Source organism: Pseudoblastomonas aquimaris (genome assembly GCF_035481675.1).
Taxonomy (GTDB): Bacteria; Pseudomonadota; Alphaproteobacteria; order Sphingomonadales; family Sphingomonadaceae; genus Alteriqipengyuania_B.
In genome coordinates, this window is the sequence record NZ_JAYJJW010000001.1 from 793532 (window position 1) to 809277 (window position 15746).

Here is a 15746-nt window from a genome sequence, read left to right on the forward strand (position 1 = left end):
CGCGGGCACCATGCAGCGCCTTGCCACGCTTGGCAATCGGACCCATGGCGGGGGCATGTACTGGTATATGGATCTGAAGACGCAGGTCGTCGCCGCGACGGGCCTCAGCATGGATGCGCTGCACATCCACATTGGCATGGCCGCGTTCGTCATCGCGTGTTTCGTGCTGCGGCGGAAGGCGGGCGATCTCGCGCCGTTCCTGCTCGTGCTGTTGCTGGCCATCACCGGCGAAATGCTGGACCTGCAAGGCCAGCTTTCGCGCGAACTTCCGCTGGATATGGTCGAGCATGTTCACGACATCGTGAACACGACTGCCATCCCCTTTTTCGTATTTCTGCTCGCGCGGTTCAGCGCCGTCTTCGAGCGAAAGCTAGGCGACGAGACGGAGCCGGTCGCTCCCGCTGCGGGCAGCGATGCTGACATTGGCGAGACCGGGGATCTCGCCTAGCCGTTCCGCCAGCTCGCCATCGACGCGGAAATTGCGGCCGAGCCGCATCGTCACGAAAGAGCCTTCACTGGTGGCGAGACGCACCACGATCTCGCCCGTCGCCTGCGCATCCTGCGAAACGCTGGCGGCGAGCTGGGCAAGCCCCGCCTCGTCGGCCACGTCGAGCCGCAACAGCATCCGTGCCGCGCTAGTCACTTCGCCAAGCGGCCGCGCGCCGCGCACGGTGACCCGTGGCGGTTCGTCGGGGCTCGGCTGGTCGAGCTCGACGGTGAGCAAAACACATTCGCCGCTCGCCGCCCACTTGCGGAACGGTTCCACCAGTTCCTCGTCGAAACAGGCGGCGCTGAACTGGCCGGTCGTGTCGGAGAAATCGGCGCGGATGAAGTCCTTGCCCTTTCGCGTCTTGCCGATGTTCACGTCCTCGACCAGCGCGGCCATCACCGCGCGGCTGCGCCCGGCGCCTTCGGTGCCGCCTCCCATCAGCCCGGCATAGGTGCGCGCACCATTGGCGCTGGCTACCTCTCGATAGGCCTGCACCGGATGGGCGGAGAAATAGAAACCGAAAGTCTCGCGCTCTTTCGCCATCATGTCGGGCCGCGACCATTCGGCGGTTTCCTTGAGCCGCAGGTTGGAACCGGCATCGTCCTCCCCGCCGAACAGGGCCACCTGCCCGCTGGACCGCTCCCGCTCCGCTGCATCGGCGACCGCCATCAACAGCTCGGCATTGTCGTGGACTAGCGCGCGATTGGGCTCCAGCGTGTCGAACGCCCCGGCAGAGGCGAGCGCTTCCAACTGGCGGCGGTTCATGCAGCCCTGCGGCAGGCGGCCGAACATTTCCTCCAGAGAGGTGAACTTGCCGCTCCCCTCCCGTTCCGAAACGATGGCCGCCATCGCCTTTTCGCCGACATTGCGCAGCCCGCCGAGGCCATAGCGCACCGCATACCCGTCGTCGGTCGGCTGGACGACGTACTCCGCCTCGCTCTCGTTTATATCGGGCGGCAACAGGTCGATCCCGTTGCGGCGCATGTCGTCGACGAAGATCGCCAGCTTTTCCGACTGGTGCATGTCGAAGCACATCGAAGCGGCGTAAAATTCTTCCGGGTAATGCGCCTTCAGCCACGCGGTCTGGTAGGCGAGCAGCGCGTAGGCGGCGGCGTGCGACTTGTTGAAGCCGTAGCCGGCGAACTTGTCGATCAAGTCGAACAGCTCGTTCGCCTGTTTCCTGTCGATGCCGGACACTTCCAGGCACCCGTCACAGAAGCGGGTGCGCTGCGCATCCATTTCCGCCTGCACTTTCTTGCCCATCGCGCGGCGCAGGAGGTCGGCATCGCCGAGCGAATAGCCGGCGAGGATCTGCGCGGCCTGCATCACCTGTTCCTGGTAGACGAAGATGCCGTAGGTTTCTGCGAGGATGCCTTCCAGCTTGGGATGCGGATACTCGATCGGCACCTCGCCCGCCTTGCGCTTGCCGAACAGCGGGATGTTGTCCATCGGGCCGGGGCGGTAGAGCGAGACGAGGGCGATGATATCCTCGAACTTGGTCGGTTTCACCGCGGTCAGCGTGCGGCGCATGCCTTCCGATTCCAGCTGGAACACGCCGACCGTGTCGCCGCGCTTGAGCAGGTCGAAGACTCCCGGGTCGTCCCACGCCAGAGCGCCGAGGTCAATTTCAACCCCGCGCCGGGCGAGAAGGTCGACTGCCTTCTGCAGCACCGACAGCGTCTTCAGGCCAAGGAAGTCGAATTTCACCAACCCGCTCGATTCGACATATTTCATGTCAAACTGCGTCACCGGCATGTCCGAACGGGGATCGCGGTAGAGCGGGACGAGCCTGGCCAGCGGGCGGTCGCCGATCACCACGCCCGCCGCGTGGGTCGAGCTGTTGCGCGGCAGCCCCTCCAGCTGCAGCGCCAGGTCGACGAGGCGCTTCACCTCGTTGTCGTTGCTGTATTCGCGCTTGAACTCCGCCGCGCCGTTCAGCGCACGCGGCAAGGTCCACGGGTCGGTCGGATGGTTCGGCACCATCTTGCAGAGCCGGTCGACATGGCCGTAGCTCATCTGCAGGATACGCCCGCAATCGCGCAGCACGGCGCGGGCCTTCATCTTGCCGAAGGTGATGATCTGCGCGACATGATCGGCGCCGTATTTCGCCTGCACGTAGCGGATCACCTCGCCGCGGCGCGTTTCGCAGAAGTCGATATCGAAGTCGGGCATCGACACGCGTTCCGGGTTGAGGAAGCGTTCGAACAGCAGGCCCAGTTTCAGCGGGTCGAGGTCCGTGATGGTCAGAGCCCAGGCGACCAGGCTGCCTGCGCCCGACCCGCGCCCCGGGCCCACAGGAATCCCGTTGTCCTTGGCCCACTTGATGAAGTCCGCAACGATCAGGAAGTAGCCGGGAAAGCCCATCCCGACGATGATCTCGACTTCGAAATCGAGCCGGTCGAAATAGGCCTTGCGCTCTTCGGCGGACATTTCGCCATAGGGTTCGAGCCGGGCTTCGAGGCCCTTGCGCGCATCCTCCGCCAGCATTTTCGCCTCGCCTTCGAGGTCGCCGGCAAGGCTCGGCAAGATGGGCGGGCGCTTGGGCGGGGCGATGGCGCACCGCTGCGCCACGACCAGCGTGTTGGCCAGCGCTTCGGGAATGTCGGCGAAAGCCTCTTCCATCATCCGCTCGGACTTCACGAAGCTGTCCTTGGCGCTGCGCGGCCGATCTTCGGCCTCGATTTGGGTCGAATTGGCGATGCACAGCATAGCGTCGTGCGCGGCATAGAAATGCGGATCGGCGAAGTTGGCGGGATTGGTGGCGACCAGCGGCAGGTCGCGGACGTAGGCAAGATCGATCAGCGCCTCCTCGGCGGCAATCTCGACTGCATTCCCGCGCCGCGCCAGTTCGATGTAGAGCCGCTGCGGAAACATGCTTTCGAGGCGCGAGAGCAGCGCCTCTGCATGATCGGCCTGCCCGTCGGCCAAAAGCTGCGTCAGCCCGCCTTCGCTGGCGCCGGTGAGCGCGATCAGGCCATCCGTGTGGCCTTCCAGATCGTCCATCCGGACGTGCGGTTCCAGCTCCAGCGGCCGGTCCAAATGCGCGCGGCTGACGAGATGGCACAGGTTATCCCACCCCGCCTCGTCCTGCGCATAGAGCGGCAGGTAATCGACGCCCGCCCCGCCCTGTTCCCGCGCCATGCCCAGCAGCGTACCGACGATGGGCTGGATCCCCTCGTCGAAGCAGGCGGCAGCGAAGGCGACCGAGCCGTAGAGCCCGTTGCGGTCACAGATGGCGATTGCGGGGAAGCTGCGTTCCTTCGCCAGCTTGGCGATGGCCTTGGGCTCGATTGCGCCCTCCAGCATCGAATAGCTGGAAAGGACGCGTAAAGGGACGAAGGGAGCGAAAGCCATGGCGCCAATATGCGAACGCCGGCGGGATTCGCCAAGGCGCAGCGCCCGCCTATCCCCTCACTTGTCTTCCACTTTCGCGATCTTCCGGCGGGTGTCCCGAATTGTCGAGAAAGCGCCGTAGATCACGAGGACCGCGAGGAAGATCCACACCCACACGGGGATGTTCCGCCCCGCTATCGCAAGATAGAGATAGGCCGACACGAAGAAGAACCCGGCCAGCAGCGTGGGCACAACCGTCGATTGCCCCGCCCTCGCCCGTCGCACGAGCCAGGCGATCGACGCGAGGAAGAAAGGGATCGCGCCCACATAAATCGCGCCGAAAATCCACGGATTGACGCCATATTCGCTGCCGAGCGACAGGAACCATTCCTGGCCGGTTTCAATCATCCCCCCTCGCTCCGGTCAGTCTTCGCGCGGGAAATCGGGCCGGTCGGCCAGTGCGGCAACTTCTTCGGCGTGGTATTCGCGATCGCCCGCCTTTTCGATGTAATAGGCCGAGCGTTCTTCGGCGGGGAGCAGCATCATGTGGCGGACAATATCCGCAAATGTGCCGCTGCGCAGGCCCTTGGCGCTGTCGAGCACGCCGCCGCCATCGTCCTTGCGGTGGAGCGAGGCGCGGTCGTCCCACGCGAACCCCTTGTGCTCGCTGGTGTCGCCGTCGAATGTGCTGGGATGGTCGCTCATGAAATTCCTCCGGTGTTTGGGAGTTAACGCACCGCAGCGCGAGGCGTTTCCTAGCCGAGCACGCCGTCGTGCAGGCGGACCACCCGGTCCATCTTGGCCGCGAGCCGCTCGTTGTGCGTCGCCACGAGCGCGGCGCTGCCTTCCCCGCGAACCAGCGCGAGAAACTGTTCGAGCACCTTGTCGGAGGTATGTTCGTCCAGATTGCCCGTCGGCTCGTCCGCCAGCACGAGGCGCGGCTTGTTGGCGAGCGCGCGGGCGACCGCCACGCGCTGCTGTTCGCCGCCGGAAAGCTGGCTCGGCCGGTGATCGAGCCGGTGGCCGAGGCCGAGGGCGGTAAGAAGCTCGCCGGCGCGCGCTTCCGCCGCGTCTTTCGGCACTTCCGCCACCAGCTGCGGGAGGACCACGTTCTCGCTCGCGTTGAAATCCGGCAGCAGGTGGTGGAACTGGTAGACGAAGCCGAGGTGGTCGCGCCGCAGTCTCGTGCGTTCGTCGCCGTCCATCTTTTCCGCCGCTTCGCCCGCGATGCGAATGGAGCCGCCAAAGCCGCCTTCCAGCAGGCCGACGGCCTGCAGCATCGTCGACTTGCCCGAACCCGACGGCCCGAGCAGGGCGACGATCTCGCCCGGCTGGATGACGAGGTCGACACCGCGCAGCACGTCGATACGGACATCGCCCTGCTCGAAACTGCGGGTCAGGCCGCGAAGTTCGACGACCGGGCTATTCATAACGCAGCACCTGCACCGGATCCGTGCTGGCGGCACGGCGCGCCGGATAGAGCGTGGCGATGAAGCTGAAGACCAGCGCCATGACGCAGATCGCGACGATCTCTGCCGGATCGACGCGCGCGGGCAGTTCGGTCAGGAAACGCACTTCCGGGTTCCACAATTCGACCCCCATCATCCACTGCACGCCTTCGATGATCCCCTGCCGGAAGAACAGCAGGACGAGGCCGAGGACGACCCCGGCGATAGTGCCGAGCGCGCCGATCAGGAAGCCGGCGGTAACGAAGATTTTCAGCAAGCTGCGCCGCGTCGCGCCCATCGTGCGCATGATGGCGATATCGCGGGTCTTGGCGCGCACGAGCATGATCAGGCTGGACAGGATGTTGAACACCGCCACCAGCACGATAATCGACAGGATCACGAACATCGCCACCCGTTCGATCTCCAGCGCTTCGAACAGCGAGCTGTTGATGCTTTTCCAGTCGGTCACGACGGCGCGTCCGGCCAGGCTTTCCGTCACCGGGGCAAGCGTCTGCGTGACCGAATCCGGATCGTCGGTCATCACCTCGATCATGCCGACGGTGTCGCCGATCAGCAGCAGGGTCTGCGCGTCCTTCATCGGCATGACCACAAAGGTCTGGTCGAAATCGTATACCCCGACCTCGAAAATCGCCGCGACTTCGTAGCCGATCTGGCGCGGGACGGTGCCGAAGGGCGTGGAGCGGCCCTGCGGGTTAATGATCGTGAGCGTCTGGCCCAGCTGGAGGCCCAGGTTCTGCGCCAGCCGCGAGCCGATGGCGACCTTGTTCGACCCCGGTTGCAAGGCGCCGAGGTCCCCCTGCAGCAGGTTGGGCTCCAGCCGGTCGATATCCGCCTGCAGGTTGCCGCGCGCCATGATCGCGGCGGCGCGGCCTTCGTAACTGGCGAGCAGCGGCTGCTCAATCAGCGGCGAGGCACGGGTGACGCCCGGCGTATCGCGAACTTCCTCCAGGATATCTTCCCAGTTTTCCAGCTGGTTGCCGTAGGCCTGGATAACCGCGTGGCCGTTCAGGCCGCTGAACTTGTCCAGCAATTCGGCGCGGAAGCCGTTCATTACGCTCATCACGATGACGAGCGCGGCCACGCCCAGCATCACCGCGACCAGGCTGATGCCCGCGACGAGCGCAATGAAGCCCTCGCTGCGGCCGGGCAGCATGTATCGCTTGGCGATGGTCCATTCGAAGGGGGAGAGGATCAAAGCGTGCGCGCCGTGAAGGAAGGATCTGGATTCAGCATGAATGCAGCGCGCAGTTACCCATCCCGCCCCTGAAGGGCAACTGAATTGGCGCTGCCCTTCCCACCGAATGTCCGGACCGCCCGTTTACCATTGCGATACCGAAGGCGTGGTAGGCGAAGGCGCCGCACCATGCGGCCGGGGTAACGATACTGGCGACATTGGCTAAGATCGGCAGCGCGAGCCGGACATCCGCGTGGCGAGGCTACAGCTTCGTCGCGGTGGTCATGGCACTTGCGACGATGCTGGTGGTGGCCAGCCTGTTGGCCCACCAGGCTGCAGGCGAGCGAGATGCCGCCACGCGCCAGCTGCGCGCGACGCAGCAAGTTCTCTCGGCAACAAGCGAGCTGGAAATCCAGCTGTTGCAGGCCGTGCGCGGACAGCGCGGATACTTGCTGACTGGCGATCGGATGTTCCTCCAGCCTTTTGAAAAAGCCCGGCCGCAAATTGCCGGACGTCTGGAACAGCTGGAGATTGCCACCCGGGGCGATGCGCCCCGGCATGAAATGGTCGGGGAAATACGCGACAAGTCGAACCTGCTGTTGCAGGATCTGTCGGACACCATCGCAAACCAGGCCGACGGCGATCACGACGGCGCGGTCGACCGCACTGCCATCGCCGACGGCCGCCGCCGGATCGAAAGCGTCTCGGCCAGCATCATGCAATTCGAACAATCGGAACGCGAACTGCTGGAATCGAGGCTCGCCAGCGCCAACGCCGCCGCGGCCGAAACCGAAAACTATCAATATAGCCTGACGCTGGTCGGCTTCCTCCTGCTCGCGCTCGGAATATCCGTCCTCGTTTCGCTCAAGCGGGCCGTGCGGCGCGAATCCGAGATACGCAACGAGCTTCGCCGCATCGCGGCGACCGACGAGCTTACGGGTCTCGCCAACCGCCGCGAATTCCTCGCTGCGCTGGATCGCGCCGTCGCCGGAGCAAAGCGGCGCCGTGCCCCGCTCGCCGTGGCCATGCTCGACATAGACCATTTCAAGCGGATCAACGATACCTTCGGGCATCCCGCGGGCGATGCCGTGCTGCGCCGGGTCGCCCTGACTGCGGTCGATATCGTGCGCGCGGAAGACCTCGTCGGCAGACTTGGCGGAGAGGAATTCGCCGTGATCCTTCCTGCCGCGCCCGCGCAAAGCGCCTTCGATGTATGCGAACGGCTGAGGCTGGCCGTGCAGTCCTCCGACCTGGAGCTGGAGACCGGCTCGCCGATCAGCGTCACCCTGAGCACCGGGATCGCCGCCCTCGGCCCCCACGACACCGCCGAAAGCCTTCTCGCCCGGGCGGACCAGGCGCTTTACGATGCGAAGAACGGCGGCCGCGACCGGGTCTTGCTGGCAGCCTAGCCCCCGCGAAGCAGCTGTACGCCGTAATCGCGTTCCAGCAGGTAAAGCAGCAGCCGCGCCGCCTGCCCGCGCTCTCCGTCAAGCCCGCCGTCGCGGTCGACCAGCAGGCGCGCATCCTCGTGCGCGATGGGCAGCAGGCGCTGGATCTGCTCGAGGCTGGCGATGTTGAAAGGCGTGTCGCCGGACTGGCGCGTACCAAGCAATTCGCCCCCGCCGCGCAGGGCGAGGTCTTCTTCCGCGATACGAAAGCCGTCCTGCGTCTCTCGCATCAGCGCGAGCCGGCGGCGCGCCGTTTCGGACAATTCGTTCGATCGCATCAGCAGGCAGGTCGATTTCTCCGCCCCGCGCCCCACGCGCCCGCGCAGCTGGTGCAATTGTGCCAGCCCGAACCGTTCGGCCTGTTCGATCACCATGAGCGTGGAGTTTGGCACGTCCACACCGACTTCGATCACCGTGGTCGCGACCAGAACCTTGGCCGCGCCATCGGCGAAGCGCTGCATGTTCGCATCCTTCTCTTCCGGCGGCAGCTGGCCGTGGACGAGCACGATGTCGTCCCCGAATCGCGCCTTGAGGCTGGCGAAGCGGGCTTCGGCGGCAGCAAGATCGTCGCTCTCGTTGTCGCTGCCGCGCACCATCGGGCAGACCCAGTAGGCCTGCTGCCCCCCCGCAACGTGGCGCGCCACGCCTTCCACCACTTCGGGCAAGCGTTCCATCGCCACCACGCGCGTGTCGATCGCCTGCCGGCCCGGCGGCAGCTCGTCGAGCTTGCTGACCTCCATCTCGCCATATTGCGCCAGTGTCAGCGTGCGCGGGATCGGCGTGGCGGTCATCGCCAGCGTGTGCGGCTGGCGCTTTCCCTTCTGGCTCAGCATCAATCGCTGCCCGACGCCGAAGCGGTGCTGTTCGTCGATCACGACGAGGCCCAGGTTCCTGTAGGCCACGCTGTCCTGGAAGATGGCATGGGTGCCCACGACGATGTCGATCGACCCGTCGAGCAGGCCCATCAGCGTGCCTTCGCGCGCACGGCCCTTGTCCCGGCCGGTCAGCAGCGCCACCATGACGCCGGTCGGCTCCGCCATCTTTCGCAGCGTTTCGAAATGCTGGCGGGCGAGGATTTCGGTCGGCGCCAGCATTGCCGCCTGCGCACCCGCCTCCACCGCGACCAGCATCGCTTCCAAGGCCACCACCGTCTTGCCTGCCCCGACATCGCCTTGCAACAGCCGCAGCATCGGCGCGCCTTGCGCCATATCGCCGGCGATCTCGTCGATCGAGCGCCGCTGCGCTCCTGTCAGCGGAAAGGGCAGCTCCAGCCTGTCTCGGAGCCGCCCGTCGCCCTGCAATGCTAGCCCCTGCCGCTTGCGTCTGCTTTCGCGTACCAGCATCAGCGCAAGGCTGTTGGCGAGCAGCTCGTCATAGGCGAGCCGGTCGCGCGCGGCCTCGTGCGGGCCCTTGTGCGCCAGGTGCAGCGCATCCTGCCAGCTGGGCCATCGCGCCTTGTCCAGCTGTCCGCGCTCGATCCACTCGGAAAGCTGCGGCAGTTTCGCCAGCGCCTGCGCAACCAGCGCGATGACTTTCGGCTGCGTCAGGCCTTCGGACAGCGGGTAGACCGGTTCCAGCAAGCGGCCCATGGCTGCGCTGCTTTCGGTCTCGACCTGCTCGGGATGCACGATCTGGAGCATCTGGTCGTACTGGTCGAGGCGCCCCGCGACCCACCGCGTCTCGCCCACCGGCAGCAGCTTCTTGCCGGTAAAGGCGGCGCGCCCGAAATACGTCAGCGCGCAGATGTTGCCCATCGCGTCCTGCGCGAGGATGCGGTACGGCCCGCGCGGAGAGCGGCTGGCGCGATGCTCCGTGGGGGTGAGCGCCACCACGATCTGCTCGCCTACGCCGGCCTCGTCGAGATCGGCCACGGCGCGGCGTTCCACGAAGCGGTCCGGCAAGTGATAGGCGACGTCGCGAATGCGGCCGAGGCCGAGCTTTTCCAGCGGCTTGCGCAGCTTCGGCCCGACGCCGTCCAGCGTCTCCACTTCGGCGAACAGGGGGTTGAGGACTTCGGGCCGCATGGGAGCCATCCTATAGCTGCTTGCGCGCGCTTGGCGAGTGCCCTACCCGCGCGGCCATGCCTCCCGCCCAGCTCGACCCGACCCGTCTCGCCCGCGCCCGGTTTCGCGCCTGGCACCGCGGCACGCGCGAGGCCGACTACATGATCGGCGGCTTCCTCGATCGCTACGCAAGCAGCTGGTCGGAAGAAGACCTCGTCTGGTTCGAGGCGCTTCTGGACCACGACGATGTCGACGTGATGGCGTGGGCGCTTCAGACCCAGCCAGTGCCGGAACGCTTCGCTGGCGCGCAGATGGAGGCGATGCAGAAGCTCGACTACGTCGAAATCCCGCGCTGACGGGAACGCCCGCCGCCGCCCTGCCTTGAGCCTGTAATGCCCGATCTCTCCCGCATCCTTTCCGCCGCGCAGCCGCTGACGCTGGCCCATCTCGCCCGCGGCGCGCAGCCGCTGGTGATGGGCGACCTCGCGCGCGCCGCGAAGGGCCGCGGTGTCTTCATCGCGCCCGACGAAACTTCGATGGCATCGGTCGCCGATGCGGCGCGTTTCTTCGCGCCCGAACTGGAGGTGATCGAGTTTCCGGCCTGGGACTGCCTGCCCTACGACCGCGCGAGCCCTGCCCTGTCCGTCAGCGCGCGCCGCCTGTCCGCCCTCTACCGCCTGCAGACCGGCAAGGCGCCCAATCAATTGCTCGTCACCACCGTCAACGCGGTGCTGCAACGCGTGCTCACCCCTTTCCGCATCCGCGAAAGCGTGCGCGAGCTCAAACCGGGGATGGAGATCGGGCACGAAAGCCTCAGCCGGCTGCTCCAGCGGCAGGGTTATGGTCGCACCGACACGGTCATCGACCACGGCGAATTTGCCGTGCGGGGATCGATTTTCGACATCTTCCCGAGCGGGCTCGAAAACGGCTTGCGGCTCGATTTCTTCGGCGACGAACTGGAAAGCCTGCGCCTGTTCGATCCGAACACGCAGCGCACTGTCGGCACGCTCGATTCCCACCTGTTGCTACCCGCCAGCGAAGCACTGCTGGACGAGGAAAGCATCAAGCGCTTCCGCAGCCGCTATCGCGAGAAATTCGGCGCGGCCGCCACGCAGGACCCGCTGTACGAAGCGGTCAGCGACGGGCGCCGGCTGGCAGGCATGGAACACTGGCTGCCGATGTTCGAGGAGCGGATGGCGACGCTGTTCGACCACCTGTCTGACGGCGATGTGTGCATCATGGACGGCGGCGCGGTTGCAGCGGTCGAGGAACGGCTGACCGACATTGCCGACTATCGCAAGGCGCGCACCGACACCGCCGGGCAGGCGAAGGGCAACTACCGTCCGCTCGCCGCCGAAGCGCTGTACCTGAGCGAAAGCGAATTTGCCGAAGCGGCCGCCGCGCGCCCGATCCACCGCACCTCCATCTTCGACGAGCCGGAAAGCGACACGGTGCTCGATTTCGCCTTCCGGGCAAGCCGCGATTTCACGCCGGAGCGGACACAGAACGCCAATGCCTACGAAGCTGCGGCGAAGCATTTCGCGGCAGTCGCGAAATCGGGCCGCAAGCCGATGCTCGCCGCCTACTCCACCGGCAGCCGCGCGCGCATGGCCTCCATCATCGAGGAAGCGGGGCAGAAGGTTGCCCTGGTCGACAGCTGGCAGGAAGCGCTCGGATCGTCGGCCAAGGGCACGCTCGCCGCGATGGTCCTGCCGCTGGAGAGCGGCTTTGCAAACGACGAACTGGAATTCGTCACCGAACAGGACCTGCTCGGCGACCGGCTCGTTCGTCGCCGCAAGAAACGCAAGAGCGCCGATGCCTTCCTGGCGGAATTGCAGTCGCTTAACCGGGGCGACCTCGTCGTCCACATGGACCACGGCATCGGCCGCTACCTCGGCCTCGAACCCATCGCCGTCGGCAAGAGCCAGCACGACTGCGTGATGCTGGAGTATTCGGGCGGCGACAAGCTCTACATCCCGGTCGAGAATATCGACGTCCTTAGCCGCTACGGCAGCGAGAATGAGGGCATTACGCTCGACAGGCTTGGCGGCGAGGCATGGCAAAAACGCAAGGCCAAGCTGAAGGAGCGCATCCGCGCCATCGCCGGCGACCTGATGAACACCGCGGCTGCACGCGCCCTGCGCCAGGCGCCGGTGATCGAGGTCGAACCCAACGCCTACACCCAGTTCGTCGACCGCTTCCCGTGGGAGGAGACGGACGACCAGGATGCCGCCATCGACGATACGATGCGCGACCTTGCACGGGGGCGGCCGATGGACCGCCTCGTCTGCGGCGATGTCGGTTTCGGCAAGACCGAGGTCGCGCTGCGGGCCGCCTTCACGGCGGCGATGAGCGGCCAGCAGGTGGTGATGATTGCGCCCACCACCCTGCTCGCCCGCCAGCATTACCAGAATTTCTGCGAACGCTTCGCCGGCTTCCCGCTCAAGATCGGCCGCCTCTCGCGCCTCGTCCCGTCGAAGGAAATGAAGGACACGCGCGAAGGGCTAGAAAGCGGCGATATCGACATCGTTGTCGGCACCCACGCCATCCTGTCGAAGAGCACGAAGTTCAAGCGCCTCGGCCTCGTCATCGTGGACGAGGAACAGCGCTTCGGCGTCACTCACAAGGAAAAGCTGAAACAGCTGCGCGCCGACGTTCACGTCCTCACCCTGACCGCCACGCCGATCCCGCGCACGCTGCAGATGGCGATGACGGGCCTGCGCGAGCTTTCCACCATCCAGACCCCGCCGGTCGATCGCCTTGCGGTGCGCACCTACGTGATGGAGTGGGACGAGATCGTGATGCGCGAAGCGCTGCTGCGCGAGCACCATCGCGGCGGGCAGAGCTTCATCGTCGTCCCCCGCATCGCCGACATGGCGGAGCTGGAGGAATGGCTGCGCGACGCGGTGCCGGAAGTGAAATTCGTGACCGCACACGGCCAAATGAGCCCGACCGAAGTGGAAGAGCGGATGAGCGCCTTCTACGAAAAGAAATACGACGTGCTGCTGTCGACCACCATCGTCGAAAGCGGCCTCGACATTCCCAGCGCCAACACGATCATCATCCACCGCGCCGACCGCTTCGGCCTCGCCCAGCTTTACCAGCTGCGCGGGCGCGTAGGCCGGGCCAAGATCCGCGCCTACGCCTACCTGACCTACGCGCCCGACACGCAATTGTCCGAAATTGCGGAAAAACGGCTCAAGGTCCTCGGCGATCTCGACAGCCTCGGCGCGGGCTTCCAGCTTGCGAGCCACGACCTCGACATTCGCGGCGCCGGCAACCTGATAGGCGACGAGCAGTCCGGTCATATCAAGGAAGTCGGCTTCGAGCTTTACCAGTCGATGCTGGAGGACGCGATCCTGGCGCTGAAGGCGGGCGACAGCGGCCTTGAACGCGATTCGAGCGGGCTCAGCCCGCAGATCACCGTCGATGCGCCGATCATGATCCCGGAAGATTACGTGCCCGACCTTGCCGTGCGCATGGCGCTCTACCGCCGCCTCAACGATGCGCAGGACAAGGCGGAAATCGAAAGCATGGCGGCCGAGATGATCGACCGCTTCGGGGACTTGCCCGCGGCCACCGCGAACCTCATCCGCCTGCTGGAGATCAAGCACCAGGCCATCGCCGCCAACATCGCCAAGATCGATGTCGGCGCGCGCGGCACGCTGGTGACCTTCCACAAGAACGAATTTCCCGACCCCGCGGGCCTCATCGCCTATGTCGAACGCCTCAACGAAGGCCGCGCCGACAGCGCCAAGCTGCGCCCCGACATGAAGCTCCAGGTCAACCGCGCATGGGGCGATCCCTCATCGCGCCTCAACGGCCTGTTCCAGCTGACCAAGGGCCTGAGCGGGATCGTGAAAAAGGCGAAGAAGCGCGACAAGGCGAGCGCCTGAAGCCGTTCAATAGTTGATCGAAAATCCTTCGACGTAATAGGTCCCGGTGAAACTGCGCACCCTGCCCTCCAGCAGCGTCTCGGCATTGGAGACGAACGCCTTGCCCTTCTTCGAGTCATAGGACCTGGCATAATCGACTTTCGCAATTTGCGAGCCGCTCGATCCCGGGCTTCCCCAGCCGGCGCTTGCCGAGCCCCTGCCGCGGTGGGCGTGGCCCGACTTGTTAACTGTTCGCGTCCCCAGCGGCAGGCCGCTGACCGACTGGGTGTAAAACCCGTCAAGATAAACGGCCTCCACCCGCGCGGCCCCCGGACCGCCGATTTGCCATTCGATCGGCTCGTAAGCCGACAAGGCCAGCCTGATTGCCGGTCCCTCGGCCTTCGAGACCGTGACTGGAATCGGGGTCGACCGGTTTATGCCCCTTCCGTTGGCATGTTCGTAAATGCCGATAGCGATGATGTTGGCCTCTGCGCTTGCGTCGAGTGAAACACGCTCGACATCGCGCGCGCCGCTTGTCGAGACATCGCCACCGAAGCAACCGGCGAGCATGAGTGCGGTCGCCAATGCCGGGCCGGTCCAACGCAAACTTAGACGCATTTGAGAAACTCCGCTGCCGCCATCGGCTTCGCGCCGAGGAACCCCTGGTAGAATTCGCAGCCCTCCGCCGCGATCACGGCGCGCTGGTCTTCGCGCTCGATTCCCTCGACGATGACTTTCAGGCCGAGCGAGTGGGCCATCGTCACGATGCCGCGCAGGACGGCGAGGTCACGGCTGTTGTCGGACACGCCTTCCACCATCGTGCGGTCGAGCTTCAGGTAGTCGAGCGGCAGGATCTTCAGGTAGCGGAAGTTGCAGAACCCCGCCCCGAAATCGTCGAGCGCGATGGCGAGGCCGCGATCCGAAAAGCGGCGCAGCAGGTCTGCCGCCCGCTCCAGATCGCCGAGCAACGCCTGCTCGGTGATTTCCAGCGTGATGCAATCGGCAGGGACACCGGACGCATCGATCAGTCCGATCATCTCGGCGACGTAACCCACGGTTGAAAGATCAGCCGGCGTGATGTTGAGCGACAGGCGCAGGCCTTCCGGCCAGTCCGCCGCCAGCGACAGGGCCTCGCGCGCGATATGGTTCGATAGCTGGGCGGTCTGGTCCGCCCGGGTGGCGATACCGAACAAGGCCTCCGCACCCAGTCTCCCGAGTTCGGGATGTTCCCACCTCGCGAGCGCCTCCGCGCCAACGATGCGGCCGGTCCGGCAGTCGAACTGCGGCTGGAACAGGACGGAAATTTCCTTGCGCTCCAGCGCGGCGAGCAGGTCGCCTTCCAGCTGTGCCACGCCGCGCCCCTGCGGAACGTCGTCGCCGTCGACCCAACCGATGCGGCGGCCTTCGTGCTGGCCGAGGCCTTCGAGCGTGTGCGCCAGCGCCCCGATCAACTTCTGCGGCTCGTAGCGACCCTTCGCCCGCATCAGCGCGATCCGCGGCCACAGGCGCATCGCGCTGCCCGACGAGATATTGCCGAGCGGGCGGGCGATCGCCGCAGCAAGCATTTCCGCCAGCGATTGCCAGCGTTCCCTGCTGCTCGCCTCGTTCGCCGCAAACAGGAAGGTGCCCCCGCCGAGGCGTGCGACGAGCCATTCCCCTTCGATTTCCGCCGCCGCGAAATGCAGCAGGCGTCCGGCGACCTCGACCAGCGCGGCATCGCCCGCGTCCGCGCCATAGGCGAGATTCACCGCATCGAAACGGCGCAGGCCGATCAGCATCGCCTGCACCGGCGCAGGCCCCGCCCCCGCCTCGTCTCGCCAACGTTCCAGGCGCGCGCGCGCACCGGCGAGGCCTTCCAGCCCCGTAAGCCGGTCGCGTCCGCCCGGAAGCTCGCCCGGTCCGGGATCATTGGCAGCGTTCGTCACCATCGCGCAGGTGCGTACCAGCAGGCGGT

At 65.9% G+C, this 15746-nt stretch carries 12 protein-coding genes; 4 read left to right on the forward strand and 8 right to left on the reverse strand.

Annotation, left to right across the window (positions count from 1 at the left end):
• Nucleotides 1–10 precede the first annotated feature (10 nt).
• The gene (locus tag VCJ71_RS03800; RefSeq protein WP_324639223.1) at nt 11–448 is read left to right on the forward strand and encodes a hypothetical protein; all 438 of its coding nucleotides are present in this window, start codon (nt 11–13) and stop codon (nt 446–448) included.
• Here VCJ71_RS03800 and dnaE read toward each other — a convergent pair.
• The 5 genes from dnaE to VCJ71_RS03825 are packed head-to-tail and all read right to left on the reverse strand — an operon-like array spanning nt 371 to nt 6487.
• Nucleotides 371–3844, reverse strand: coding sequence for a DNA polymerase III subunit alpha (gene dnaE, locus VCJ71_RS03805; RefSeq protein WP_324639225.1), 3474 nt, complete (start codon nt 3842–3844; stop codon nt 371–373). The two genes, VCJ71_RS03800 and dnaE, sit on opposite strands and share 78 nt — an antisense overlap.
• Nucleotides 3845–3901: 57 nt before the next feature.
• Complete coding sequence (locus tag VCJ71_RS03810; protein WP_324639227.1) at nt 3902–4231, reverse strand: hypothetical protein; 330 nt, start codon at nt 4229–4231, stop codon at nt 3902–3904.
• A 15-nt stretch (nt 4232–4246) separates the two neighbouring features.
• The gene (locus VCJ71_RS03815) at nt 4247–4528 is read right to left on the reverse strand and encodes a hypothetical protein (protein ID WP_324639229.1); all 282 of its coding nucleotides are present in this window, start codon (nt 4526–4528) and stop codon (nt 4247–4249) included.
• A 50-nt stretch (nt 4529–4578) separates the two neighbouring features.
• Entirely contained in the window at nt 4579–5253 is a 675-nt protein-coding gene (locus VCJ71_RS03820) for an ABC transporter ATP-binding protein (RefSeq protein ID WP_324639231.1), read from the reverse strand.
• A complete protein-coding gene (locus VCJ71_RS03825) occupies nt 5246–6487 on the reverse strand; it encodes a lipoprotein-releasing ABC transporter permease subunit (RefSeq protein WP_324639233.1) in 1242 nt (413 codons plus the stop codon). The genes VCJ71_RS03820 and VCJ71_RS03825 overlap by 8 nt, the downstream gene beginning before the upstream one ends.
• A 197-nt stretch (nt 6488–6684) precedes the next feature.
• Here VCJ71_RS03825 and VCJ71_RS03830 point away from each other — a divergent pair, with 197 nt between their 5' ends.
• Nucleotides 6685–7875, forward strand: a complete 1191-nt coding sequence (locus VCJ71_RS03830) for a diguanylate cyclase (RefSeq protein WP_324639235.1) — start codon at nt 6685–6687, stop codon at nt 7873–7875.
• On the opposite strand, the gene recG is transcribed toward VCJ71_RS03830, so the two are convergent.
• Nucleotides 7872–9938 (reverse strand): ATP-dependent DNA helicase RecG, encoded by a 2067-nt coding sequence (recG, locus tag VCJ71_RS03835; RefSeq protein WP_324639236.1) that lies wholly within the window; start codon nt 9936–9938, stop codon nt 7872–7874. The genes VCJ71_RS03830 and recG overlap by 4 nt on opposite strands.
• Nucleotides 9939–9994: 56 nt before the next feature.
• On the opposite strand from recG, the gene VCJ71_RS03840 reads away from it, so the two are divergent.
• Together VCJ71_RS03840 and mfd are read left to right on the forward strand one after the other, a co-directional pair.
• Nucleotides 9995–10273 carry an FAD assembly factor SdhE gene (locus VCJ71_RS03840; protein ID WP_290135332.1) on the forward strand — a complete coding sequence of 93 codons (279 nt, stop codon included), beginning with the start codon at nt 9995–9997 and terminating at the stop codon, nt 10271–10273.
• A gap of 36 nt (nt 10274–10309) precedes the next feature.
• Nucleotides 10310–13813 carry a transcription-repair coupling factor gene (gene mfd / locus VCJ71_RS03845; protein WP_324639239.1) on the forward strand — a complete coding sequence of 1168 codons (3504 nt, stop codon included), beginning with the start codon at nt 10310–10312 and terminating at the stop codon, nt 13811–13813.
• 6 nt (nt 13814–13819) lie between these two features.
• Here mfd and VCJ71_RS03850 read toward each other — a convergent pair whose 3' ends face one another.
• Entirely contained in the window at nt 13820–14398 is a 579-nt protein-coding gene (locus VCJ71_RS03850) for a hypothetical protein (RefSeq protein ID WP_324639240.1), read from the reverse strand.
• Between the two features lie 2 nt (nt 14399–14400).
• On the reverse strand, nt 14401–15720 hold the full coding sequence (locus VCJ71_RS03855) for a GGDEF domain-containing phosphodiesterase (RefSeq protein WP_324639242.1): 1320 nt from the start codon (nt 15718–15720) through the stop codon (nt 14401–14403).
• Nucleotides 15721–15746: the final 26 nt, after the last annotated feature.